This is a genomic window from Variovorax sp. CCNWLW225, from assembly GCF_037204045.1.
Classification (GTDB): Bacteria; Pseudomonadota; Gammaproteobacteria; order Burkholderiales; family Burkholderiaceae_C; genus Variovorax.
The window spans coordinates 13,430-38,419 of record NZ_JBBCBV010000022.1 but is presented as its reverse complement, the minus strand read 5'-3'; the positions used below and the strand labels follow the sequence as shown (position 1 = coordinate 38,419).

Annotated in this window: 20 protein-coding genes and 1 riboswitch; of the genes, 8 read left to right on the top strand and 12 right to left on the bottom strand. The window is 66.3% G+C overall.

Annotation, left to right across the window (positions count from 1 at the left end; genetic code table 11):
• Positions 1–5: 5 nt before the first annotated feature.
• From ribBA to ribD, 3 genes are all read right to left on the bottom strand, one after another.
• Positions 6–1,160 (bottom strand): bifunctional 3,4-dihydroxy-2-butanone-4-phosphate synthase/GTP cyclohydrolase II, encoded by a 1,155-nt coding sequence (ribBA, locus tag V9L20_RS24195; protein WP_258507000.1) that lies wholly within the window; start codon positions 1,158–1,160, stop codon positions 6–8.
• Positions 1,157–1,822, bottom strand: coding sequence for a riboflavin synthase (locus tag V9L20_RS24190; protein WP_337298531.1), 666 nt, complete (start codon positions 1,820–1,822; stop codon positions 1,157–1,159). Before V9L20_RS24190 ends, ribBA begins: the two co-directional genes overlap by 4 nt.
• An 87-nt stretch (positions 1,823–1,909) precedes the next feature.
• On the bottom strand, positions 1,910–3,037 hold the full coding sequence (gene ribD / locus V9L20_RS24185) for a bifunctional diaminohydroxyphosphoribosylaminopyrimidine deaminase/5-amino-6-(5-phosphoribosylamino)uracil reductase RibD (RefSeq protein ID WP_337298530.1): 1,128 nt from the start codon (positions 3,035–3,037) through the stop codon (positions 1,910–1,912).
• Positions 3,038–3,202: 165 nt separating this feature from the next.
• Between ribD and pilV the strand changes: the two genes are divergently transcribed.
• Genes pilV through V9L20_RS24155 form a run of 6 tightly spaced genes read left to right on the top strand, consistent with a single transcriptional unit; the run spans position 3,203 to position 10,393 of the window.
• Positions 3,203–3,769, top strand: coding sequence for a type IV pilus modification protein PilV (gene pilV, locus V9L20_RS24180; protein WP_337298529.1), 567 nt, complete (start codon positions 3,203–3,205; stop codon positions 3,767–3,769).
• Between the two features lie 55 nt (positions 3,770–3,824).
• Positions 3,825–4,757 (top strand): PilW family protein, encoded by a 933-nt coding sequence (locus V9L20_RS24175; RefSeq protein WP_337298528.1) that lies wholly within the window; start codon positions 3,825–3,827, stop codon positions 4,755–4,757.
• Positions 4,754–5,404 carry a pilus assembly PilX family protein gene (locus V9L20_RS24170; RefSeq protein WP_337298527.1) on the top strand — a complete coding sequence of 217 codons (651 nt, stop codon included), beginning with the start codon at positions 4,754–4,756 and terminating at the stop codon, positions 5,402–5,404. The genes V9L20_RS24175 and V9L20_RS24170 overlap by 4 nt, the downstream gene beginning before the upstream one ends.
• A 32-nt stretch (positions 5,405–5,436) precedes the next feature.
• Complete coding sequence (locus tag V9L20_RS24165; protein WP_337298526.1) at positions 5,437–9,402, top strand: pilus assembly protein; 3,966 nt, start codon at positions 5,437–5,439, stop codon at positions 9,400–9,402.
• Entirely contained in the window at positions 9,399–9,833 is a 435-nt protein-coding gene (locus V9L20_RS24160; RefSeq protein ID WP_337298525.1) for a type IV pilin protein, read from the top strand. The genes V9L20_RS24165 and V9L20_RS24160 overlap by 4 nt, the downstream gene beginning before the upstream one ends.
• Positions 9,830–10,393: a GspH/FimT family pseudopilin gene (locus V9L20_RS24155; RefSeq protein WP_337298524.1), complete on the top strand. Its 564-nt coding sequence runs from the start codon at positions 9,830–9,832 to the stop codon at positions 10,391–10,393. Before V9L20_RS24160 ends, V9L20_RS24155 begins: the two co-directional genes overlap by 4 nt.
• 37 nt (positions 10,394–10,430) lie before the next feature.
• Here V9L20_RS24155 and nrdR read toward each other — a convergent pair whose 3' ends face one another.
• From nrdR to V9L20_RS24140, 3 genes are all read right to left on the bottom strand, one after another.
• The gene (gene nrdR, locus V9L20_RS24150; RefSeq protein WP_007836918.1) at positions 10,431–10,874 is read right to left on the bottom strand and encodes a transcriptional regulator NrdR; all 444 of its coding nucleotides are present in this window, start codon (positions 10,872–10,874) and stop codon (positions 10,431–10,433) included.
• 21 nt (positions 10,875–10,895) lie between these two features.
• Entirely contained in the window at positions 10,896–12,140 is a 1,245-nt protein-coding gene (gene glyA, locus V9L20_RS24145; RefSeq protein WP_337298523.1) for a serine hydroxymethyltransferase, read from the bottom strand.
• 41 nt (positions 12,141–12,181) lie between these two features.
• Positions 12,182–12,308, bottom strand: a riboswitch (ZMP/ZTP riboswitch).
• Between the two features lie 41 nt (positions 12,309–12,349).
• Positions 12,350–13,210 carry a lytic transglycosylase domain-containing protein gene (locus V9L20_RS24140; RefSeq protein ID WP_258506963.1) on the bottom strand — a complete coding sequence of 287 codons (861 nt, stop codon included), beginning with the start codon at positions 13,208–13,210 and terminating at the stop codon, positions 12,350–12,352.
• A 591-nt stretch (positions 13,211–13,801) separates the two neighbouring features.
• Here V9L20_RS24140 and V9L20_RS24135 point away from each other — a divergent pair.
• Both V9L20_RS24135 and V9L20_RS24130 read left to right on the top strand, forming a co-directional pair.
• Positions 13,802–17,611 carry a DUF748 domain-containing protein gene (locus tag V9L20_RS24135; RefSeq protein ID WP_337298522.1) on the top strand — a complete coding sequence of 1,270 codons (3,810 nt, stop codon included), beginning with the start codon at positions 13,802–13,804 and terminating at the stop codon, positions 17,609–17,611.
• Between the two features lie 131 nt (positions 17,612–17,742).
• The gene (locus tag V9L20_RS24130) at positions 17,743–20,661 is read left to right on the top strand and encodes a DUF349 domain-containing protein (protein WP_443098626.1); all 2,919 of its coding nucleotides are present in this window, start codon (positions 17,743–17,745) and stop codon (positions 20,659–20,661) included.
• A 92-nt stretch (positions 20,662–20,753) separates the two neighbouring features.
• Here V9L20_RS24130 and V9L20_RS24125 read toward each other — a convergent pair whose 3' ends face one another.
• From V9L20_RS24125 to V9L20_RS24100, 6 genes are all read right to left on the bottom strand, one after another.
• A complete protein-coding gene (locus V9L20_RS24125; protein ID WP_337298520.1) occupies positions 20,754–21,350 on the bottom strand; it encodes a hypothetical protein in 597 nt (198 codons plus the stop codon).
• Positions 21,351–21,444: 94 nt separating this feature from the next.
• The gene (locus V9L20_RS24120) at positions 21,445–22,236 is read right to left on the bottom strand and encodes a zinc-dependent peptidase (RefSeq protein ID WP_337298519.1); all 792 of its coding nucleotides are present in this window, start codon (positions 22,234–22,236) and stop codon (positions 21,445–21,447) included.
• Between the two features lie 8 nt (positions 22,237–22,244).
• On the bottom strand, positions 22,245–23,015 hold the full coding sequence (locus tag V9L20_RS24115) for a UDP-2,3-diacylglucosamine diphosphatase (protein ID WP_337298518.1): 771 nt from the start codon (positions 23,013–23,015) through the stop codon (positions 22,245–22,247).
• Positions 23,016–23,060: 45 nt separating this feature from the next.
• Positions 23,061–23,573: a peptidylprolyl isomerase gene (locus V9L20_RS24110; RefSeq protein WP_337298517.1), complete on the bottom strand. Its 513-nt coding sequence runs from the start codon at positions 23,571–23,573 to the stop codon at positions 23,061–23,063.
• A 33-nt stretch (positions 23,574–23,606) separates the two neighbouring features.
• Positions 23,607–24,209 carry a peptidylprolyl isomerase gene (locus tag V9L20_RS24105; RefSeq protein ID WP_337298516.1) on the bottom strand — a complete coding sequence of 201 codons (603 nt, stop codon included), beginning with the start codon at positions 24,207–24,209 and terminating at the stop codon, positions 23,607–23,609.
• A 79-nt stretch (positions 24,210–24,288) separates the two neighbouring features.
• Positions 24,289–24,879 (bottom strand): tetratricopeptide repeat protein, encoded by a 591-nt coding sequence (locus tag V9L20_RS24100; RefSeq protein WP_337298515.1) that lies wholly within the window; start codon positions 24,877–24,879, stop codon positions 24,289–24,291.
• Positions 24,880–24,990 lie beyond the last annotated feature (111 nt).

Genomic DNA, 24,990 nt, shown 5'->3' with positions numbered 1-24,990 from the left:
TCGTGTCAGTCTTTCGTGAGGTAGCCGGCAATTTCGAGGCCGTAGCCTGCGGCCATGCTCGGCATGCGGCGGGGCGTGCCGAGCAGGTTCATCTTGTGCACGCCGCATTCGCGCAGGATTTGCGCGCCGATGCCGTAGCTGCGCAGGTCCATGCGGCCGCGCTCGGGGGCTTGCGCGGGGCGCGCGGTGCCGTCGAACTGGGCCAGCAGCTCGCCGGCCGTTTCGCCGCAGTTCAGCAGCACGGCCACGCCCTTGCCTTCGTTGGCAATGTGCGCCAGGCTAGCGTCAAGGCTCCAGGAGTGCAGCGAGCGGTTGATTTCGAGCGCGTCGAGCACCGAGAGCGGCTCGTGCACGCGCACCGACACCACATCGTCCGGCGCCCACGTGCCGCGCACCAGCGCAAGATGCACGCCGCGGCTGGGCTTGTCGGTGAAGGCGTGGGCGGTAAAGGTGCCCCACGCGGTCTGGATTTCGCGGCAGCCGACTTTCTCGACCAGCGATTCGGTGCGGCTGCGGTGCTCGATGAGCGCGGCAATGGTGCCGATCTTGAGCCCGTGCTCGGCCGCAAAAATCTGCAGGTCGGGGAGGCGCGCCATGGTGCCGTCTTCGTTCATCACCTCGCAGATCACCGAGGCGGGCGAGCAGCCGGCCATGGCTGCCAGGTCGCAGCCGGCTTCGGTATGGCCGGCGCGCATCAGCACACCGCCGTCCACCGCCTGCAGCGGAAAGATATGGCCCGGCTGCACCAGGTCGCTGGCCACGGCATTGCGCGCCACGGCGGCCTGCACGGTGCGGGCGCGGTCGGCGGCCGAAATGCCGGTGGTCACGCCTTCGGCCGCCTCGATCGAAACGGTAAAGGCGGTCGAATGCTTGGCGCCGTTGCGGGACACCATGGGCGGCAGCTGCAGCCGCTCGCACATTTCGCGCGAAAGCGTGAGGCAGATCAGCCCCCGCGCATGGCGGGCCATGAAGTTGATGGCCTCGGGCGTGATGTGGTCCGCCGCAATGACGATGTCGCCTTCGTTCTCGCGGTCTTCCTCGTCCACCAGGATGACCATGCGGCCGGCGGCAAGCTCGGCCACGATCTCCTCGACCGGGGAAATCGGCGCGGGTGCCCGCGAACCGCGGGGCGCGCCGATGGGGGTGACGGAGGCGTTCATTCGGCGGTGTCCTTGGAATACGTGGAAGGAGTTGGCACCAGGACGCCGGCCTGGAGCATGCGCTCCACGTAGCGCGCCACGGTATCGATTTCGAGATTGACCTTGGAGCCGGCCGTGAGGCTGCCCAGGGAGGTGTTTTCGACGGTGTGAGGGATCAGATTGATGCTGATTTCCGCGCCGTCTTCGATGTCGCTCACGCTGTTGACCGTCAGGCTCACGCCGTTGATCGTGATCGAGCCCTTGTAGGCCAGAAAGCGCGCCAACGCGGGCGGCGCGACCACGCGCAGTTCCCAACTTTCGCCCACGGGCGCAAAGTGGCTCACCGTGCCGATGCCGTCCACATGGCCCGACACGATGTGCCCGCCCAGCCGGTCGCTGGCGCGCAGCGCCTTCTCGAGGTTGATGCGGGCGCCTTGCTCGGTGAGGCCAGCGGTCTTGTCGAGCGATTCGGCCGAAATGTCGATGGTGAACAGCTGCTGCGCCGGATCGAGGGTGGTCACGGTCATGCAGGCGCCGTTGAGCGCAATGCTGTCGCCAAGGCCTACATCGTCGAGATATCCGTCGGGCACCGAAATGCCGAGTCTTTTGCCGTAGGAGGAGGAGGGGCCGAGGTCGTGGATGGCGGCGATGCGCCCCACGCCGGTAATGATTCCGGTGAACATTTGCACATTTTCGCAGATGCGGGGGCCCTCGGCCTTTCCGCGGCGCTTTGGCCGTGCAATCCGCCTCCGCTTGCCCGAGGCGGGCCGCTAGAAGCTGTCGCGCCCGCGCACCCGCGACACGACCCGGAGGTCCGGCCCGAGCATCTGCACAGACTTGAATTCGAGCGCCAGCGCGCCTTCCAGCGAGGTGAGCGGCCCTTCGGCGTGCAGGTGGCTCGCCATGTCGAGGCCGCTGCCGATCAGCTTGGGCGCCAGGTAGACCAGCAGCTCGTCGACGCAGCCTTCGCGAATGAGCGAGCCGTTGAGCTTGTGACCGGCTTCGACGTGGAGTTCGTTGACGCCGCGCGCTGCCAGGTCTTGCAGCATGGCGGCCAGATCGACCTTGCCGCTTGCATTGGGCAGGCAGGTCACGGTGGCGCCGCGTGCTTCCAGGGCGGCAGCGCGGGCTTCGTCGCGAACAGCCGCGTAAATCCACACCGGACGGCCTGCTATGAAAACATGAGCATCGGGCGGCGTCTGCAAGTGGCTGTCGACAATCACCAGATGCGGCTGGCGCGGCGTCTCGATCAGTCGTACGTCGAGCCGGGGGTTGTCTTCGAGCACCGTGCCGACGCCGGTCAACACCGCGCTGGCGCGAGCCCGCCATGCGTGGCCGTCGGCGCGGGCGGCCTCGGACGTGATCCATTGGCTCACCCCATTGGCAAGGCCTGTCTTGCCGTCGAGCGAGGCCGCCACCTTGAGACGCGCCCAAGGCAGCTTGCGGACCATGCGGCTGAAGAAACCGATGTTGAGTTCGCGCGATTCGGCCGCGCCGGGGCCGGTTTGCACCTCGATGCCGGCTGCCCGAAGGCGGGCGAAACCCTGTCCAGCGACCAGCGGGTTCGGGTCAGCGAGCGATGCCACGACCCTGCCGATGCCGGCCGCGATCAGCGCGTCGCAGCAGGGGCCGGTGCGCCCGTGGTGCGAACAGGGCTCGAGCGTGACGTAGGCGGTGGCGCCCACAACCGAATGGCCCTTGGCCGCCGCATCGCGCAGCGCCATCACTTCGGCATGCGGTCCGCCGGCTTGCTGCGTATGGCCCTGCCCTAGCACGCGTCCGCCTGCATCGCACAGCACGCAACCCACGCGCGGGTTGGGATCGGTCAGCAACAGCGCGTCGGAAGCCAGGCGCAATGCGGTGGCGATGTGCTGAGCGTCTTGTTCGGGGGAAGGCATGGGCTGCGAGAAGAATTAATTAACACCGGAGCCGCTGGATCATACGAGCGGCAGTCAAAAGCGGACGAACGGCAAACGGGCTGCCAGGAGCCGCGCCTACGCTCCAGTTTCGATGCAGGAATAAAGAAGCAACCGAAGTTGCAGGACGGGGGAGGACATCGAAAAATGGCTACATCAAGGCAGGCCTCCACGGGCTTTTCGCTCGTGGAGGTGCTCGTTTCCATTGCGGTGCTGAGCGTCGGTTTGCTCGGCTCTATCGGCATGCTGCTCACGGCTGTGCGCACGGGCAAGGAAGCCGCAACGTTCGCTGCGGCAGTCAACCTTGCTCGCGACCTCTCGGAAAAGGTTCGCATGAATCCGGGCGTCGCGGCAAGGAACAACGCGGCCAATACTTACCTCGTCGTCAACTGGAGCGCGGATTCCGGTACCGGCGGTGGCTTGGGCGAATGCGCGGCGGCTTGCGATCCTGAGGGCCTCGCCGCTTGGGACATGGGCGAATGGAAGCGCCGCGTTGCCAAGGCACTGCCCGGTGCCCGCGTCAGCGTGTGCTTCGACGACAACCCTTGGGACGCGTCGGCCGGCGAATACGCGTGGCCATGCAGCCAGTCAGGCCGCAATGTGGTCGTCAAGCTCGGCTGGGTGCCGCACGCCGACGCTGCGGACGCAAAGCACGGCGGCAAGCCGCAGCGTGAGCTTCCGCCTCGCCTGGTGATGCAGCTGGTTTCCGGCTAGGCGAACGGCTGCCATGCGAGCCCCTTATCACCCAATGCGCCTGCGCCAGCGCGGGATGACCTTGGTCGAATTGATGGTCGCCGCCGTGATCGGCCTGATGGTAGTGCTCGCCGCCACGGCCACCTTCCTTGGCAGCCGGCAGCTCTTTGCCGCCAATGCGGAAGCGCAGTCGGTGGAAGATTCACTGCGGTTCGCGGCTGCCGTCGTCAGGGGCATGGTGCGGCAAGCCGGCTATGCCGACTACGCACCGGACCGCGTCGGCTCCGACGGCACCGTGGTCATCGGCAGCAGCGCAAACCTGATGGCCTCGGCCGACGATCCATCCGACCTGGACATCGTCGGCGCGAGCAATGCGCGGGTGACCTTCACAGGCGAAAGCCACGGCAGCCACAACAGCAGGGGTGTGAACGGAAGCGACTCGCTGCGGGCGCGGTTTTTCGGCCGCAGCCGCGTCGGAGGCGGCGACACCGAACCCGACGGCACCATGGTCGATTGCATGGACATCGCCCAGCCCGGGCCTGCTGATGGCGAGCCGTCGCTCGCCGATCGGGCGTGGAGCTTCTTCTTCGTGGCGGAAGCTGCCGACAAGGAACCCGAGCTTTACTGCAAGTACCGCAGCGACAAAGAGGGTGCGTTCAGGTCCGAGCCGCTTGCGCGCGGCATCGAGGTGTTCAAGGTCGTCTACGCCTACGACGGCAATGGCGACAGCGTGCCTGAACGCTGGCTCGATGCAGCACAGCTGGAGGCGCTGGCGGGCTCCACCGCCGGCATCAACAGTGAGTGGCGCAAGGTGGTCGGTCTTCGCATCGGCATGGTGGCGCGCAGTGGCCCCGGCATTGGTGGAGCCCAAACGCAGGTCGAACGTCTTTACCCCCTCGGCGCCGACTTTCCCGGCGTGAGCTTCATGCCGCCGGCGGACGGCAGGTTGAGGCGCACCTCCACCTTCACGGTCATGCTGCGCAACGTCATGAAGGAGCCGGCACCGTGAGCCGCGGCCCTTCGCCGCAGCGAGGCTTCTCGTTGATCGTGGTGCTGTTGATGCTGCTCATTGCGATGGTGCTGGGCATTGGTGCGGCGCAAGTCTCGCTCGTAGGCGAGCGAAGCGCACGCAACGACCGCGACACCGAAATCGCGTTCCAAGCCGCCGAAGCCGCGCTCGTCGACGCCGAGCGCGACTTGCTCGGCCCGAACCCAAGCGCGGCGCAGCGCCTGTGTGTTTTCAACGGCAAGGACGTCTCGGCCTTTGTCGCGGGATGCGGCGGCACGGGCATTCACCAAGGGTTGTGCGCCCATGCCGAAGACGGCGCCAAGCCGGTCTGGATGACGGCTGATTTCGCAGCCGAAAGCACAACGTCGGTCGCCTACGGCACCTTCACCGGACAAAGCTACGCCACTGCCAGTGAGGCCGCAGGCGCCCGCGGCGGCGCGCTCTCCGCACGCGCGCCGCGCTACATCGTGGAAGCGGTGCGCAACCACGGCGGGTGGCAGTCCAGTCAGCTGCAGAGCGCAAGTGCACGAAACGCCTCGCATCTCTTTCGCATCACGGCCATCGGCTACGGCGTGCGGGACGAGACGCAGGTAGTGCTGCAAACCAATTTGTACAAGCCGGCCGCCAGCCCGGGTTGCCCGTCCTGACTTCCCCTCTTTTTTGCTGAAACGGAATCCGAATGCGTTCTCCTGAAAGTCGCTTGTGCCCGGCGGCAGCTGTTGCCGCATGGGTGCTCTGCATCGGTACCTCTGTATTTGCAGCGGACAGCGGCGTGGCGCCGGCTGTAGATCTCCCGAGCGAGCCGCTGTCTTCCATGGCGTCGCGCGTCGATGCGAACATGGTGATCGACCTTGCGCTGGAGTTCTCGAACACCGGTGCGGCCTATCGCGGCAGCTTCGACTGGAAGAAGGTCTACCTGGGCTATTGGGATCCGATGGCCTGCTACGGCTACGCTCCCGCCGATGGCTACTTCAAGCGCGTGGCTCCGGCAACCCGACTTGCAGGCGGCGAGATCGCGTGCGCGCATCAATGGAGCGGCAACCTGTTGAACTGGGCCGCCACGTCCACCGTCGACGTGCTGAGGCTTGCATTGACGGGTGGCGACCGGGTGGTGGACGAAGCCGACCGCACCGTGCTGCAACGTGCGGTGCTGCCGCAGGATTTCTATCGCAGCAGCCACTTCCCCGACAAGGCCGTGACCGGCAACCTGGATAAGCTCACGCCGCTGGTGGCGGGCAGCAGCAATGGCTTGCGCGCGGCGGGCACTCTTCACTTCAACCACTGCGCTGACCGCATGTTCGTCGGACCGAGCGCAAGCGGCAGCTGCGCCAGCCCCGGCACCGACCAGCAATACGGCCCCGGCGCGGCAAGCGCTTCTTACTTCGCGCGGGTGGAGGTCTGCACTGCAGCCGAAGCCGCGGTGCGCGGCGGCCTTTGCGTCAAGTACTCGAGCGGCAACTTCAAGCCCGCAGGAGAGATACAGCGCTACGCGGATCGGCTTCGTTTTGCCGTGTTCGGCTATCTGCTCGACAACGACCCGGCCCGCTATGGAGGCGTGTTGCGCGCGCCGATGAAATACGCCGGGCCGAGAAAGCTGGAGGCGAAGCTCGACAGGGTGGACAACCCTCAGACCGAATGGGATGCGAAGACCGGCGTCTTCCTTGCCGATCCGATATCCACCGCCCAGGGCGTCAGGTCCGGCGGCGTCATCAACTACCTGAACCGGTTCGGCAGGGCAGGTGCGTACAAGAAGTTCGACCCCGCGGGCGAGCTCTACTACGAATCGCTGCGCTACCTGCAGGGCAAGGTGCCCACGCGGGATGCAATGGCGGGTATCGCCGCCATCGACGATCCGCGAAAGGACGGGCTGCCCGTCTACAACGACACGGCGCAGTGGCGCACCGATGGCCACAAGAATTGGGACCCCATGGGTGCCAGCTGCCGCAAGAACTACATCCTGGCGATAGGAGATCTGGAAACGCACGGCGATCGTTCATTGCCCGGGCTGCCGGGCGGCGGCCGCAGCTTCAGCAACGCGTCGTTCGAGCCCGACACGTCCTACTGGACCCGCCTGGTCGGCGCGTTCGAGAACCGCGAATCGCTGTCCTATACCCACCCTTCGGGAAAGACCGGTCTTGCAACGACCGGAAACCGCGGCCTTCCGGCCTTCAACTACAAGGGCGGCGCGCAACTGACAGCGAGCACCATTGCAGCTGCGGAAACAGGTGCCGACAAGGGTTCGTTCGGCATGGCGGGGCTGGCCTATTGGGCGAACACGCAGAAGATTCGCGCCGACTATCCCGACGTGCGGGTCCAGACCTTCGGTATCGACCTGGACGCGGGCGGGCAGGGGTCCGTCGGGCAAGCGCAGCGCGGCAGCGCGCTCTATCTCGCGTCGAAGTACGGGGGCTTTGCAGACAGCAACGCGGACGGTAATCCGTTCAGGGTGTCGACCGGCAGTGGACAAGCCGACACGACGGGCAATTCCGAATGGGCTGAAGGCATCGATGACGACGGCCAGCCCAAACCGTCCAACTACTTCCTGGCAGGCGAGCCGCGGGAATTGCTCGGCGTGATCCACCGGATCTTCGAGTCGGCAGCGGCACCGCCAGGCGGGCGGACGGCCGACGCCGCCATTTCGTCGGACCGCATCGCGGAAGCCGGGGGCAGCCTCTACGTGGCGCGGTTCAGCGGACGCCGCTGGTCGGGCACGCTGCTGTCGTACCCGCTGGCTTACGACGCGGCTGCGGGCACGGTGCGCCAGGCCGATGAGCCCGCATGGGACGCGGGAGCCCTGTTGACCGGCAACGCATCGGCTCAGCCGGTACGTGTTGCACGCGATCCCTCGGACAGGAACATCTTCACCCTTTCGTCGGCCAGCAGAGGCACGCCTTTTCGCTGGGAGTCGCTCGACAACGTGGCGAGAGGCCATTTGAACTCCATGCCCTATGCGACGCCGTCGGCATCCGATGCATTGGGCGCCGACCGCGTGGCCTATCTGCGCGGGGACCGCCGCAAGGAACTGTCGGCACCGGGTGGAATGTTCCGCGTGCGTGACTCGGTCATGGGCGATGTTGCCAATTCGAACCCGCTGTTCGTGGGCGCGCCGGGCCCGCACTTGCAGGATGCCGGCTATGGCCGGTTTCTCGAAGCGAACAGAGCGCGGCCGCCGGCGGTGTATGTCGGCGCCAACGACGGCATGCTGCACGCGTTCTCGGCCGCCACGGGAAGCGAGCTCTTCGCCTACGTGCCACGCGCGGTGTTGCCGAAGCTCGGGGGCTACAGCTCGCCAGACCATGTGCATCAATCCTATGTCGATGGATCCCCCGCCGCAACGGAAGCCAGGATGGCTGATGGCAGCTGGAAGACTGTGCTGGTTTCCGGAATGGGTGCTGGAGCCACCGGTGTCTTCGCGCTCGATGTTTCCGATCCCGGTGCGTTTTCTGCGGACAAGGCACTGTGGGAGTTCACGGGGCTCGACGATGAGGACATGGGCCACGTGCTTCAGGCGCCGCGGATCTTGAAGTTCCGCCTCTCCGCGCCCACGCGCTCCGGGGCCGCGGCCCATGCCTGGTTCGCCGTGGTTCCCTCGGGCTTCAACAACGCCAATCCGGAGAGGCGCGGGGCGCTGTTCCTGCTCTCGCTCGACAAGGCCGCCGGCGCCGCTTGGAAGCGCGGTGTCAACTATCACAAGATCGTGTTGCCGGCTCCGGCGGACAAAACGATTGTGAATGCCCTCGGCACTCCGGGCGACTACGCAGCCGCGGATGGATCGGTGCGCTGGCTGTACGCCGGCGACACGCAAGGCAACCTGTGGAAGTTCGACTTCACCGGCCGTGCGCCATGGAACGAGGACAACGCACTCGGCTTGAAGGGGCAGCCGCTCATAGTCGCGATGTCGCCCGGAGCGGGCGCAAAGCGACAACCCATCACCGTGGCGCCGGAAGTGGGGGCTGGGCCGAACGGCGGCGCCGTCGTTCTGTTCGGCACCGGCAAGTTCATGAGCCCCGAAGACATCGGCAGCGCCAGCCATGCGGTGCAAACGCTCTACGGCGTGTACGACTCCGGCACAGCCATCCCCGCGCACGAAACGCGCACGCAGCTTCAGCCGCGCACCGCGGCCGCCGCCGCCGGCCAGCCGTTGCCGGCCATCGTGGGCGAGCCCTTCGTCTATGGCACGGGCAGCCGAAGCGTGGCGAGCCGCCGCGGCTGGTATTTCGATCTTCCCGGGTCACTCGATTCTGGCGAGCGGCAGGTGACCCGGCTGGCGCTCAGCGACGGCTATCTGTTCTTCAACACGCTGATACCGAATGGCGATGCCTGCGGAGTAAATGGTGGCGGCCGCAGCTGCGCGGTCAATGCAATGACAGGGCTTTCGACGGGTGGGACCTGCGTGCCTTCAACGGTGGGTTTGTTGTCGTCGCCTTTGCTCGTTGCGCTTGGCGAAGGGGCCTCTGCCTCACCCGATGCGTTTGGCCGCCGTTCGGCAACGAAGAAGCTTTCGGTGATCAACGCCGGTTCTGGAGGCGGCCCTGGCGGGGCCGGCGTTTCAACCGTGCAGCCGGTGGAAGGCGGTCAGGTTTCGCAGGTGGCCGGGCGCTTGAACTGGCGCCAGATCGTCGATTTTCAGGGAGCAAAGCCATGAAGGCCGCAAAGCCGGCAAACGGCACCGCCAGACGCATTCATGGCTTCACGCTCATCGAATTGATGATAGCGGTCGCGATCCTCGCCATCCTGGCCGCCATCTCCTATCCGTCGTACCTGGACTTCATGCGCAAGGGCTGGCGCACCGAAGCGCGCTCGGCCCTGATGCAGCAGATGCAGCAGCAAGAGCGGCAGTACACCATGGCCGGGCAGTACAAGCGCTACGAAGGCGGATCCGGCGAGGGAGGTGCGGGCGGCAAGTACCTCGTCGAGAGCGGCAATTGCGAGGGGCAGGGCACCATCGAGCGCTGCGTCAGGCTCACGGCAACCCCGAAACCGGACTACGCCGATCCCGAGGTCGGAGCGCTCTGGATCGACAGCATGGGAGACAAGGGCTGCAATGGCGCAGCGGGGGCCAGGTGCTGGCAATGAGACACGGCTGGCGATGGTCGATGGGGGCGAGTGTCGCGTCGGGCGGCTTCACCCTCGTCGAGCTGATGGCCGTGGTGGCCATCATGGCAATCCTGGGTTCGATCGCCGTTCCCTCGTTTCGCGAGCTGCTGCTCAACCAGCGGCTTGCCGCTGCTTCGAGCGGTTTCGTGGCCGCGCTGAACCTGGCCCGCACCGAGGCCATTCAGCGTTCGCAAAAGGTCCATGTGGGCGCGCTCCAGGGAAGCGACTGGTCGAGCGGCTGGGCCGTGCAGGCAGGACCCGAAGGCGCAATGCACACGCTGCGCAAGTTCGAAAAGCTTCCGAGCGGCGTGAGCGTCGACGCGGCACTTGGAGATGGATTCGTGCGCGGGCTGGACTACGACAGCAATGGCTTCTCGCGCCGGGCGGGCGGCACGGGCTTCGGCGCCGGATGCCTCACGCTGAAGGCCGAGTCGGGCCGCAGGGCTTCGATTGTGGTGTCGGCGTCGGGCCGCGCCAGGGTCTGCAATCCGGATGTCCGGGGTGAGTGCGGAAGCGGCGCTTGCGGCAGCGGGAGGTAGTGAGAGCGCGCCGGGGGCTTGCCTCGACGCCTCTTGCTCAAATGTCCCGCAACAGCTGCCTGAACTCGTCCACGTCCTCGAAGCTGCGGTACACCGAGGCAAAGCGCACGTAGGCCACCTTGTCGAGCTTCTTGAGCTCGCGCATGACGAGCTCGCCGACCTTGGTCGAATCGATTTCGCGCAGGCCGCTGGCCAGCAGCTTCTGCTCGATGCGCAGCAGCGCGTTGTCGATCTGCTCGATGCTCACCGGCCGCTTGCGCAGCGCCAGCATCATCGAGGCGCGCACCTTGGTCGAGTCGAAGTCGGCGCGGCTGCCGTCCTTCTTCACGACGACCGGAAAGTTGACGTCCGGCCGCTCGTACGTTGTAAAGCGCTTGTCGCAAGCGCTGCACTGGCGGCGCCTTCGCACGAAGTCGGCGTCCTCCGAAACGCGGGTCTCGACGACCTGCGTTTCAAGATGACCGCAAAAAGGGCATTTCATGCGGCCAGGTCTTGCGGACGATCAGCGGTAGACAGGGAAGCGGCTCGTAAGCGCGTGCACCTTGGCGCGCACTGCGTCGATGTTGGCCGCATCGCGCGGGTTCTCGAGCACGTCGGCCACCAGGTTCGCCGTGATGCGGGCTTCTTCGTCCTTGAAGCCGCGCGTCGTCATGGCGGGGGTGCCGATGCGCACGCCGCTGGTCACCATCGGCTTTTCAGGGTCGTTGGGGATCGCGTTCTTGTTGATCGTCATGTGGGCGGCGCCCAGCACGGCTTCGGCTTCCTTGCCGGTAATGCCCTTGGAGCGCAGGTCGACCAGCATCACGTGGCTTTCGGTGCGCCCGCTCACGATGCGCAGGCCGCGCTCGGTGAGGGTGTCGGCCACGATCTGGGCGTTCTTGACCACTTGCTGCTGATAGGCCTTGAACTCGGGCGTCATGGCTTCCTTGAACGCGACGGCCTTGGCGGCAATCACGTGCATCAGCGGACCGCCTTGCAGGCCCGGGAAGATCGCGCTGTTGATGGCTTTCTCGTGCTGCGACTTCATCAGGATGATGCCGCCGCGCGGGCCGCGCAGGCTCTTGTGCGTGGTGGAGGTCACCACGTCGGCGTGCGGCACGGGGTTGGGGTACACGCCCGCAGCCACCAGGCCTGCGTAGTGGGCAATGTCGACCATGAAGATCGCGCCCACATCCTTGGCCACCTTGGCGAAGCGTTCGAAGTCGATGCGCAGCGAATAGGCCGAGGCGCCGGCGATGATGAGCTTGGGCATGTGCTCGTGCGCCTTGCGTTCCATCGCGTCGTAGTCGATGGTTTCGTTGGCGTCCAGGCCGTAGCTCACCACGTTGAACCACTTGCCGCTCATGTTGAGGGGCATGCCGTGCGTGAGGTGGCCGCCTTCGGCCAGGCTCATGCCCATGATGGTGTCGCCGGGCTTCAAGAAGGCCAGCATCACGGCCTCGTTGGCCGATGCGCCGCAATGCGGCTGCACGTTGGCGGCGTCGGCGCCGAAGATCTGCTTGATGCGGTCGATGGCCAGCTGCTCGGCCACGTCGACATGCTCGCAGCCGCCGTAGTAGCGCTTGCCCGGATAGCCTTCGGCGTATTTGTTGGTGAGCTGCGAGCCCTGCGCGGCCATGACGGCCGGCGAGGCGTAGTTTTCGCTCGCGATGAGCTCGATGTGGTGTTCCTGGCGCGCGTTTTCGGCCTGGATGGCAGCCCAGATTTCGGGATCGGTCTGTTCGACCAGGATATTGCGTTGGTACATGGCAGTCCTTTGAAGACGAGGTCCTTGTTCTTCAACCAAACAAGGGCTGCCCAGGCGAACGGCTGAACGCCTGAATGGATGCCAGGCGGCACGCTTCCCAGTGGTATTCCACGTCAGCGCGTGGCACCTTTGGAGGTGCTGCGCCTATCGCCAGTCGCGTACGGAACGGAGTGTAGCTCACCCCATGGTTTTGCCCATGGGGCAGGGGCTCAGGAAACCTCGGAAAGCAGTGCGACTTTTTGAGGATCGGCCACCACCGGCTCGGCCGCTTGCTCCGGCTTCGGCGGTACAGCGATGGGGATTGGCTGCGCGCGAACGATGGGCGCCGAGGGCGCGGTCGTGGTCGGAGGATTGCGGCCATTGGCCACCTGCAGCAGCCGCTCGTGCTCGGCGAGGACCTTGTTGGCATAGCCGCCGTCGTCGTCGAGATTGGCTGCGCCCACATAGTAGCGCAGGCCGCCTTCGAGCGAACCGGCGCGGGCGATGCATTCCTGCAGCACTTTCACGCCGACGCGCATGTTGGTCACGGGGTCGAAAGCGGTGAGCGTGCCGCCGGCGCTTTCGTACTTGTCGCCGTGCACGCGGGTCATGACCTGCATCAGGCCCTGCGCGCCCACGTGGCTCTGCGCGAACGGGTTGAAGCTCGATTCGACCGCCATGATGGCCAGGATCAGCGTCGGGTCGAGCTTGGTGCGCTTGCCCAATTGGTACGCCTCTGCGACGAGCACGCTGAGGGGCTCGGCCGCGACACGGTACTTCTTGCTGAGCCAGTAGGCCACCGCGGCCTGCTGCTTGGGCAGGTCGCCGGGGCTCGCGGCCGTGGTGCGCACAATCGCGGTCGGCTCCAGGTCGGTGGGCTCGGGCGCGGGCTTGCGCGACTGGAGCCAGCCCATGAGCTGCTCTTCGCCGGTCTGGCGCAGATCGGGCCGTGCCACCAGGGCGAGAGCCGCAAACACAATAGCCAGGCCGACCAGTGCAAACCCGTTGTGGGTGATCTCAAAAAAGCCGTCTGCCACATCGGACGCAAAGGTCCTTAGCCCGCGGGCTGTGGCATCAAACGCCTTGTTCATCGCTCTTCCTTTCTATGCGGCACCTGATCGCAGCGCCCGGAGGGCGACGGATAAGGCAGCGGCGCTTGATTGGTACGAATCAGGCTCCGCGCATGGAGGTGTAGGGTGAGGGCGCGGCGACCTGATCAAGCCGGGGGGGTTCGGCAGCGGGTTCAGGGGCCCCTGCTGGGTCTGGGGCAGGCCAAGGGCAGGCGGATTCTAGCGTGGCTAAATACTCGGTCAAGCATAAGAATCTATTTCCTTATGTGATTACATATTTAAACAAATCCAACTTTTTGATTCGAAGGACGAGGGAAATCCCTTGGAGCCAGGCATTGCAATGCAGGCGTGCGGCGCCTAATCTGAACACGCCTGAGTTCTCAGGCGGTTTTCCGAAATCCGGCAGCCCGAGGTGCAAGTCAAGGGCTCGAACGATGGAGGATCCATGGCGGCAATCTCTTGCTGCCAGCACGGCAGGAACCATTGACTTCCGGTCGCGCGAAACGATGGCATGGGTCTTATGCCCGCCATCAAGCCCGGTAATGAGACTTTCGTCGAATTGCCGGGCTTTCTTGTTTCTGGCTTTGCTTCTCTTTGCGGCACACTCCCGCGATGGATGTAGCTTCGCTCAAACAAAACAAATGGATGCGGCGTGGGATCGTCGCCTTGTTGGTTCTTCTGGCTTTGTGGGCCATTGCGTGGCTGGCTGTTCCGCCCATCGCCAAGAGCCAGATCCAGAAGATCGCAAGCGAGAAGCTCGGCCGGCAGGTTACCGTGGGCAAGATCGACTTCAAGCCCTGGACCCTCGAGCTCGCGCTGAACGATCTGAGCATTGCCACGGCCGACGGTAGCCGGCCCCAGGTGGCCATCAAGCGAATCTACGCCGATGCCGAGCTGCAGTCGCTCTTGCGCCTGGCGCCCGTGATCGATGCGGTGTCGGTCGAGTCGCCGGCCATCCTCCTCACGCACCTTGCCGACGGCAAGTACGACATCGACGACATCGTGGCCAAGCTCGCGGCCGGGCCGCCGCCCGATCCCAAGGCCGAGCCCGCGCGCTTCGCTATCTACAACATATCCATCAAGAACGGCGCCGTCGATTTCGACGACCAGACCGTCAAGCGCAAGCACGAATTGCGCGACTTCGTGCTGAACGTGCCGTTCCTGAGCAACCTGGCTTCCAAGCGCGACATCAACACCGAGCCCAAGCTTGCCTTCACCCTCAACGGCAGCAAGTTCGACTCGGCTGCGCTCACGACGCCGTTCGCCGAAAGCCGCAAGACCGACGCCCATGTGCAGTTCAAGGGGCTCGACCTGGTGCCGTACCTGGGCTACATACCCGGCGGCTTTCCGGTGAAGCTGCAAGCCGGCAGCCTGGACGCCGACCTGAAGATCGACTTTGCCCAGGCTCCCGCGCCCGGCCTGAAGATCACCGGCACCATCGAAGCCCGCGGCGCCAAGCTGGGCGATGCACGGGGCCGCGACTTGCTGGCGTTCGAGTCGCTCAAGCTGGCGCTGACCGACGTGCGGCCGCTGGAATCGGTATTCCACCTGAGCGAAGTTGCGCTCTCCAGTCCGCAGCTTGCGGTCGCCCGCGATGCGAAGGGCCAGCTCAACCTGCTGGCCACCGATCCGGCCACCGGGGCTGCCGAAAAAGTAGCCGCCGCTCCCGCTGCCGCGGCAAGTGCTCCGGCCGGCAAGGCACCTGAAAAACCGAAGCTCAAGGTCCAGGTCGACAAGCTCGCGCTCAGCGGCGGGCGCATCGGCTGGCGCGACGAAACGGTCAAGCCTGCAGCGGTGGTCGACCTGAGCGCGCTCGGCCTCGATGTGACCGGCGTGACCTGGCCCATGGAAAAGCCGGCCCAGTTCAACGGCAGCACCGCCGTAGCGGGCGCAACGCTCAAGTTCAAGGGCAACGCCACCGACAAGGCGGCCGACGTACAGACCGAAGTCGAGGCGCTGCCGCTGTCGCTGGCGGCTCCTTATCTGGCGCAAAGCCTGGAGCCCACGCTCGACGGCAAGCTCAGCGGACAGATCGACATCGCCTGGGCCCAGCCCGATCTCAAGTTCAAGGCCCGGCGCCTCGCCGCCGACGACCTGGCGCTCACCCAGGCGAAGACTGCCCTGGCGAGCGTCGGCCGCTTCGAACTGGTCGACGCCGAGGTCGACATGACGAAGCACACGCTGAACGTGGCCTCGTTCACCGCCACCAACCCGAAGGTACATATAGAACGCGACAGCGAAAAGCGCTGGATGTTCGAGCGTTGGTTGAAGACGCCCGCCGGCGGCGCGGCGGCAGAGGCCAAGGTGGCCGCGCCCAAGCCCGCGGGCGCCGGGTCGGCGGCCGCAGCGCCGGGCGCCAACACCAAGCCGTGGGCATTGACCATCGGCACGCTCGCGGTCGACAACGGCACGCTTTCATATGCGGACAAGGCCAGCGCAACGCCTGTGGCGGTCGAGATCACGGCGCTCAACCTGAACGCGCAGAAGGTCGCGCCCGAGACCAGCACGGTGTCGCCGCTGCAGATTTCAGGACGCATCGGCTCGCGGCGGGCCGAGCCGGGCCGCTTCGACTACAAGGGCCATGTGGTGCTGAAGCCGCTTTCGGCCGAAGGCCGGCTCGAAGTGGCGTCGTTTCCCGCCCATGCCTTCAAGGCCTACTACGCGGATGCCCTCAATGTGGACATCCGCCGCGCGTTCGCGAGCTATCGCGGCACCGTGCGCTATGCAAGCGCACCGGCCGGCATGACGCTGAAGCTGGCCGGAGACACCGCGCTCGACGATTTCCGCGCCAACAGCATCTCGCTGACCCAGTCGCCCGGTTTCGACCGCAACACCAACCAGCTGCTGAGCTGGAAGACGCTGAGCCTGCGCGGCCTGCAGGTGAGCATGGCGCCCAACGCGCCGCCGGCGGTGGACGTGCGCGAAACCACCCTGACCGACTTTTTTGCCCGTGTGATCGTCGACCCCACCGGGCGGCTGAACCTGCTGAACCTGACCAAGAAGGGTGAGGCGGAAGGCAATGCCGCGGCGGCAACCAGTGCCGAGGCAAAGACCCGCAGGAGCCTGGGCGGAACCAGCACCACCACGGCGCCCCTGCCGCAGTCCGGCGGCGCCCCGGCGTCGGCCGAAGCCATGGTCGGCGGCAGCCCCGAGCCGGCCAGGCCGGCTTCGGCGCCTGTTGCAACGGCGCAGGCTGAAGCCGACACCGGGCCCAAGCCGGTCATCAACTTCGGCCCGATGAGCCTGGTCAACGGGCGCATCGACTTCACTGACCTGTTCGTCAAGCCCAACTACTCGGCCGACCTGAGCGAATTGACCGGCAAGCTCAGTTCCTTCTCGTCGAATCCGCCGAAGGGCGAGAGCGGCCGCCCGGCGCTGGCGGACCTGGAATTGCGCGGCAAGGCGCAGCAGACGGCGGCGCTGGAAATCACCGGCAAGCTCAATCCGCTGGCCAAGCCGCTCGAGCTCGACATTACGGCCAAGATGCGCGATCTCGATCTGGCGCCGCTGTCGCCATATTCGGTGCGCTATTCGGGCCATGGCATCGAGCGCGGCAAGATGAGCATGGACGTCAACTACAAGATTGCGGCCGACGGCCAGCTCACGGCCACCAACAAGCTGGTGCTCAACCAGCTGCAGTTCGGCGACGAAGTGCAGGGCGCGCCCAACAGCCTGCCAGTGCGGCTGGCGGTGGCTCTGCTGGCCGACCGCAACGGCGTGATCGACGTCGACCTGCCGCTGCGCGGTTCGCTCAACGATCCGCAGTTCAGCATCGGCCCGCTGATCTTCAAGGCCATCGTCAACCTCATCGTCAAGGCGGCGACATCGCCGTTCAGCCTGCTGACCGGTGGGCTCGGCGGGGGCAGCGGCGAATCGAGTACCGTCACCTTCGAACCTGGCAGTTCGGTGCTCAGCGCGAGCGCCAAGGAAAGCCTGGACAAGGTCGCCAAGGCCTTGACGGAGCGTCCGACCCTCCAGATGACGGTGGTCGGCACTTCCAGCCTCGAGCAGGAGCGCGATGCCTACCAGCGCCAGCGCCTGCGCCAACTGGCCCAGGCCGAGAAGCGGCGTGCGGCCGTGCGTGGCGGCCAGGCGGGCACCGACGTGCCGCCGGTCACCGATGCCGAATACCCCGAACTCCTGACCGCCGTGTACAAGCGCGCCGACATCACCAAGCCGCGCAACATGGTCGGGCTGGCCAAGGACCTGCCGGTGAAGGAAATGGAGAACCTGCTGATCACGAGCATTCCGGTCGATGAAGAGTCGATGCGGCAACTGGCCGTGGAGCGCGGCGCCGTGGTGCGCGACTACCTCCTGGCGCAAAAGCTTCCGAGCGAGCGCCTGTTCCTTGGCGCCGTGAAAACCAAGGCAAGCGGTGCCGACTGGAAACCGGGCGCCGAACTCAACCTGGCCATGAAGTAGGGCAGAAGAGCACTTGGTTTTTTGCGCCGGCCCGCTATATATGTAGGCCGCCGCCCGGGCCTTCCGGCAGCTATTTGGCTGCTGTCCCGGCATGGAATTCAACCGCCCGCCACAACTGGGTGAAAATGTCGATGTGCGCCGGCCTTTGCCGGCGCCTTCGCTTTCTCTCTTCAGACAACGATCTCGCGCAAGTGACCTCTACTTCTTCCAAGCCACACGACCTCCAGGCCCTCGACACGCTCACCGGCGGCGCCTTCACCGCGCCAACCTCGGGCGAGCGCGCCGCGCGCATCCGCGACTGGCTCGCGGGCAACCCCGCGCCCGAGCAGATGCAGGAAGTCTTCAAGGAGCTGAGCGGCCGCGACAAGGGCGCGGCGCGCCTCTTGCGCGAAAAGCTCGACGAACTCAAGCGGGCCAAGGGCCAGGAAGCCATTGCTGCCGAATGGGCGCAAAAGGCCGAGGCGTTGCTGGGCCAGTCCAAGCTCAACATTGCCGATGCGCTCGCCTGGCAGCGCGACGCCGCCAAGGCCGGCGCGCCGCTCTCGCGCGAGCCGCTGGCCGGTTTCAAGGTGCAACTTGCCGAGCGCGTGAAGGGCATCGAAGACCTGCAGCACCGTGCCCAGGTGCACCGCGAAGCCGCCGTGCTGCTCGCGCAGCGCTTCGAAGTGCTCTCTACCAAGGGCTGGCAGGACGCCCAGGCCGCCGAAGAATCGCTGCGTGCCGACGTGACCCATTGGCAGCAACAGGCTGCCGACATCACGGCCGATGCAAACTGGACCAGCCTGGACGCGAGGTTTGCCCCGCAGCTCGAATCGTCGAAGGCCCAATTGCTGGTCGTGTCCGATGCGTTCCATGCGGCGTTGGCCCAGGCGCAAGCCGCGGCTGCAGACCCTGCGGCACCCCTGCCGCCGGTGCCCGTGTGGGCCGACGAGCTGCGCGCGGCGCGCGGTGAAGTGGTGGCGCCCAAGGCCGCGCCCGCCAAGCCGGCCGCACCCAAGGTCGACCCTGCAGTGCGCGCAGCCGCGCAAGATGCCGTGCAAGCGGCCCTGGCCAAGCTCGAGCAGGAAACCGCCGAAGGTCACGGCAAGGCCAGCGCCGGTGCGGCCGCTGCGCTGCGCGCGGTGCTGAAGGAACACGGCAAGCTTGTCGATGCCCCGCTCGAAGCACGCGTGCATGCGGCGCTGGTGGCGGCCGGCGAACTCGAAGGCTGGCAGCGCTGGAGCGCCGACAAGGTGCGCGAAGACCTCGTTGCCAAGGCTGAAGGCCTGCTCAAGCGCCCCGAAGGCCAGGCTCTCGGCGGCCGCAAGATGCAGGAAACGCTGCGGTCGCTGCGCGACCAGTGGAAGCAGGCCGACCAGGGCGGCGTGCCCAACCATGCGCTGTGGAAGCGTTTCGATGAAGCTTGCAACGAAGCCCACAAGGTGGTCGAAGCCTGGCTCGAAAAGGTTCGCGCCGATGCGGCCGAGCACCGCGCCCACCGCGTGGCGCTGATCGAAGAGGTCAAGGCCTGGGCGGCCGAGCATGCCACCCCCTCCGACCTGAAGGCGCACAACCGCGCGCTGCACCAGTTTGCCGACCGCTGGCGCGATGCCGGCCACGTGGGCGAGAAGGTCTTCGCCGAGCTGCAGCCGCAGTGGAACGAAGCATTCGGCGCCGCGCGCGCACCTTTCGAGACGGCGCAAAAGGCCAGCATCGAACGACGCCAGGCCATGATCGCCGAGGCCGCCGAGTTGGGCGCCCAGCCCATGCTGCGCATCGATGCCGTCAAGGCGCTGCAGCAGCGCTGGCAGGCGGAGGCCCAGAGCGTGCCGCTCGACCGCCGCCACGAACAGAAGCTGTGGGACGCGTTCCGCGCACCCATCGACGAAGCCTTCAATCGCAAGACGGCGGAGCGCGAGAAGTCCGCGACCGCAATGAGCGAACACGACCGCCATGTGCTCGAGGCGTCCAAGGCGCTTGACGCTGCCAATGCCGGCGGCGACGTGCAGAAGATTCGTGCCGCCATCGCCCGGCTCGAAGCCGCGCTGCGCGGCGAGGCGCCACCGCCGGCACCCGCGGCCTCCAGCGACGGACCTTCGGTCGGCGCTACCGAGGTGGTCGCACCCGGGCAGGCCGCTGCTGAATTCGGCGAGAGCGCCGAACAGGCCCCGGGCTCGAGCGACGCGGAAGCCCTGCCGGGCACGCGCGCCGAATCGGCACCTGCTGCCAATCCCGATCTGGTGGCCCCTGCCGACGGTGCAGATGCATCGGCGCGAGCCGACAGCGCGGCACACGAAGGCAGCGAGCCTGCTGCGGCCGAAGAAGCCAAGGCCCCGCCCGCACCGCCGAAGCCGGCTCCCAAGCCGGTGGTTGCCGTGCGCGGCGACGACCGGCCCGGCAACAAGAAGGCCGAAGCAGCCCCGGCAGCCCGTGCAGGCGGCAGGTTCGGCGACCGGCGCGATGGCGCCCGTCCGGGCCCGGGCGGCCCTGGTCGTCCTGGCGAGCGCGGGGCACCTCGCGCTGATGGACGTGGCGACCGCGGCGATCGCGGTGCACCGGCCGGACGCTTCGGCGACCGTCCGCCGCGCTTCGAAGACCGTGGTCCGCGGCTCGGCGACGCGGCTTTTCGCGCGCAGCGCGAAGCCCTCGAGCGTGCGGACATGGCGCTGCGCAAGCTGGCGGCCCAGGCCCACGGCGAAGCGCTCACGCAAGTGCTCGGCGCATGGGAGCAGCGCGACGCCTCCAAGCTGCCCAGCGTTCAGGAGCTGGGCCGCGCGGTAACGCCCGCGGTGCGTACCGGCTGGTCTCAGGCCATCGGTTCGGCGCCCAAGGCCGCACCCGATGAAGCCGCCGAAGCGCTGCTGCGCCTTGAAATGGCCGCCGAAGTGCCGACGCCTGCCGAGCAGCTCGACGCACGCCGTGCGCTGCAGCTCAAGCTGCTGACGAAGCGTGGCGATCCCCCGCCGGCGCAAACCTGGGGCCAGGACGCCGGCAAGGTGCTGGCTGCCGCGCACGATGCAGCCAGCGCACGCCGGCTGCAGAACGCGTTGAAGGCGCTGCTGCGCAAGTAAGGTGCGCACCCGCCGCCGCACCGCCTGACGGCCATGCATGAAAAAGGCGCCCCGCGGGGCGCCTTTTTCATGGTGCGATGAAATCGCGTGGATCAGACTTTCTCGCCGATCAAGGGCGTCTGGACCGTGGCCGCCTGCTCGGCCGCATGGCCGCTCGCCATCCGGCGCCGGACGAACAGCCCGCTGATGCCCAGCAGCAGGGCGACGGCGCCGACGATCAGTGTGATCTTGTCCGTGGCCATCGATGCTGCGACCTTGTCCTTGTTCTCCATGATCTTCTGTACGTCGGCGAGCGCGACCACCGGTTTGCCCTTGAGCTTGGCCTCGTACACGAGGTTGTTGTCCGAGGGATCGATGCGCACTTCGATGGCTTCGTCGATCAGCGGCTCGACCTTGCTCCGGCCGATCGCATGGTCGACGCGCCATTTCTCGATGCTGCCGTCGGCGAGCTTCGCGTCGAGCACGAAGTAGTGGCGCGTCGTGGTGCCGCCGCGGCGGCGCTTGGTCGTCTCGGTGATCTCGCTGCCGCTGACGATCGTGCCGCTCTTGGCGACCAGGTCTTCCACCGCGGTGCCGTGCGTGTCGGCGCCCGCCTTGAACTGCGCATAGGCTGCCCAGCCCAGGATGCCGATGCCGAAGAGCAGCGCGATCCATGCCTTGCCCGTGAGCTGATAGAACCAATCCCTCATGTTGTTGACCTTTTTCGGTGAGTTGATAACCCGCCGATGTTAAGGGGCAAACTGCTACTGAATAGGTAGCAAAGAATGAAGAATTGGCGGGCGATCAGCCCTGTTTAGGAAGAAAGAATTCATCGAACAGCGCCACCACCGAGGGAAAGTCCCGCGCGAAGTTCGGACGGTTCACGAAGTAGGCCTCGCAGGCCACTGCGAAGAACTCGCTGATCGATGTTGCGCCGTAGTCGTCGAGCCATGGCGGCTCGGCTCCGAAGCGGTCGGCAAGGATCGTCTTCTCGCGAAAGTCTTCGTACGCGGGCTGCAGCACCGCGAGCCAGGCGGCGCGAGCCTCGCGTGTGCTCTTCTTGCCCGCAAAGCCCGGCGGCAGCGGCGGGCAGCCGTCGGCATCGCCTGCGCGCATGTCGATCTTGTGTGCAAACTCGTGGATCACGACGTTATAGCCGCCGCCCGTGGTGATGCCGCTTGCGAGCACATCCTGCCAGCTCAGCATGACCGGGCCGCGGTCCATGGCCTCGCCGGCCACCACCTCGTCGTATTCGTGCACCACCTGTGCTTCGTCGACGATCTTGCGCCGCGCAACGACCTCCGACGGATGCACCACGATGCCGACAAAATCGTCGTACCAGTCCAGGCCGCCCTTCAAGTTCAGAACCGGCAGCACCGCCTGCGCGGCAATCGCCAGCGCGACCTCGTCGGTGATGACGAAGCCCTGCGTGCCATGGAATTCCTTGTCGCGCAGGAATTCGGCGGTGAGGGTGCGCAGACGCTGTTGTGCGGCGTGAGGCAATTCGCCCAGAAAGGCATAGCGCTCGAGCGTCGCCTGCCAGGCAGCCTCCGGAATCGGGGGCAGGGCGCGCAACCGGCGCAGCCACTTGAACATTGCGGTGGTTAGCGCAGATCGACGCGTTGCGCGCCGGCGGGTGAAAGGCACAGCAGCTGCGCGCGCGGCGGATGGGCCGCCGCGTCCCAGTCGCTCAGCACCATGCGCTTGAGGCCCTCGCCCAGGTCGTGGTCGGCGGGCCGGTGCGTGTGGCCGTGCACCAGCGTGCGCGCGCGCGCCTGCCCGAGCCATTGGCGTGCTGCACCGCCATCCACATCGGCCCAGAGCGCCGACGGGTCGCGCTTGCGGTCTTCGCTTTGCGTACGCATCGATCGTGCGAGCGCCCGGCGCTCGGCCAGCGGCCTGGCCAGGAACGCAGCCTGCCATTCGGGCGTGCGCACCTGGGCGCGAAACTTGAGGTAGTCGGTATCGTCCAGGCAAAGAATGTCGCCGTGGCTCAGCAGCCAGCGTTCGCCGTGCAGCACCAGCACCGTGGGGTCGTCCAGCAGCGTGAAGCCGCATTGCGCCGCCAGCGCCGGGCCCACGAGGAAGTCGCGGTTGCCGTGCATGAAGTACACCGGCAGCCGTTCGGCCGTGCGGCGCAGCAGCTCGGCGCACTGCGCCTCGAAGCCGGGCGGGGCGGCGGCATCGTCGCCCACCCACACTTCAAACAGGTCGCCGAGGATGATCAGCGCATCGGCCGGTGTGGTCTGCAAATAGCCCTGCCAAGCCTCGAAGGTGGCGGGCTCGCCGGCCTGCAGATGCAGGTCGGAAATCAGGTCGACGGTGCGCCACGTGGGCGGGGCGAGCAGCTCCTTGAAGGCCGTGTTTGCCGCCATGCCGATGTCGCGCCGCGCCTGCCCGTACCCAGTCGTGCCTGGTCGTTATTCGGAGACGACGACAGCCTTCTCGATCACGACGTCTTCGAGCGGCACGTCGTCATGGAAGCCCTTGCGGCCGGTCTTCACGGCCTTGATCTTGTCGACGACATCGGTGCCGCCGGTGACCTTGCCGAACACCGCGTAGCCCCAGCCTTGGGCCGAGGGAGCGGTGTGGTTCAGGAAGCCGTTGTCGGCCACGTTGATGAAGAACTGGGCGGTGGCCGAGTGCGGGGCGCTCGTGCGGGCCATGGCAACGGTGTAGTTGTCGTTCTTGAGGCCGTTGTTGGCTTCGTTCTCGATTTCGGCGCCCGTGGGCTTTTGCTTCATGCCGGGTTCGAAGCCGCCGCCTTGCACCATGAAGCCCGGAATCACGCGGTGGAACACCGTGTTGTCGTAGTGACCGTTCTTCACATAGCTGACGAAGTTCTCGGCCGACTTGGGGGCCTTGGCGCTGTCGAGCTCGAGCGTGATCACGCCGTAGTTCTTGATGTGCAGTTCGACTTTGGGGTTGCTCATGAGGGAGTCCTTCTTTCGGATGTGTTCGAGAAATTACTTCGCCAGTGTGGCGGACTTGATGATGATCGGCTCGAGCGGCACGTTCTGCATGCCGCCCTTGTTACCGGTTTGAACAGCGCGGATCTTGTCGACCACGTCGGTGCCGGCCACCACGCGGCCGAACACGGTGTAGCCGTAGCCGTCCGGGTTGGGCGCGTTGAGCGAGTCGTTGTTCTTCACGTTGATGAAGAACTGCGAGGTGGCCGAATTCGGGTTGCCGGTGCGCGCCATGGCAATGGTGTACCTGTCGTTCTTCAAGCCATTGTTGGCTTCGAGGGCGATGGGCGGACGCGTGGGTTTTTGTTGCATCTCGGCCGTGAAGCCGCCGCCCTGGATCATGAAGCCGTCGATCACGCGGTGGAACACCGTGCCGTCGTAGTGCTTGTCGTTGACGTACTGCAGAAAGTTTTCGACCGTCTTGGGTGCCTTGGCCTGGTCGAGTTCGACCAGGATGTCGCCGGCCGAGGTCGCGAGCTTCACGCGAGGCCCGGGCTGCGCGTGTGCGGCACCGGCAAAGGCGAGGGCGGCGGCCAGCGCGAGCGCACCGCGGCGGCTGAATCGCGTGGACGGGAAATTGAACAAGGCTTGGATCGTCAAGGAAAGCTCCGTGTGCGAATGATGTGGGGTGCGGGCCCGGCAACGCAAGTTGCCGCGGCCAGGGTGGGCGTGCGGCCGGTTACTTGCTCGGGCGGCCGACCGGCTTGCGAACTTCCGCCGGGGGCGGCGGCAGCGTTGCGGCTTGCGCCTCGGTCTTCGGGTTGAAGATCTGGCGGATCAGCGAGAGCTTGGGCGCCACGCTGGCATTGGTGCTGGCGAATTGCTGCGCCCGCACATACTCCTGGGCGGCCAGGCGCGCGTACACGTCGCCGAGATTTTCATGCGCGGTGGCGTAGTTCGGGTTGAGCTTGAGCGCCTGTTCCAGCGCGGCGCGCGCCTGGTCGAACTTGCTCTGCGCCGCATACAGCGCGGCCAGGTTGTTGTAGGGCTCGGGCAGTTCCGGGAAGTCTTGCGTCAGCTGCGTGAACGCGGCAATGGCCTCGTTCTGCTTCTTTTGCTCGGTGAGGATCACGCCCCGCAGAAAGCGCATCTGCGGATCGCGCGGCTTGCCGGCAATGTAGGCATCGGCCTTGGCAAGCGCCTCGTTCGACTTGCCCTGGCGCAGCAGCGTGTTGACGTCGTCGTAGTCGTTGGCGTACGCGGCGGAACCCCACAGGCTGAAGAGCAGTGCAAAGGCGATGGAGAGTTTGGAGAACGCGACGTGCTTCATGAAGCCTCGGCAAGATTGGGAAGTGCGGGCCTCGAAAACACCCGGAATGTACACGGCAGCAGCCGTTTATACTGCGATGCATTGTAGCCGAGGGGCCATGTCCAACCCCTC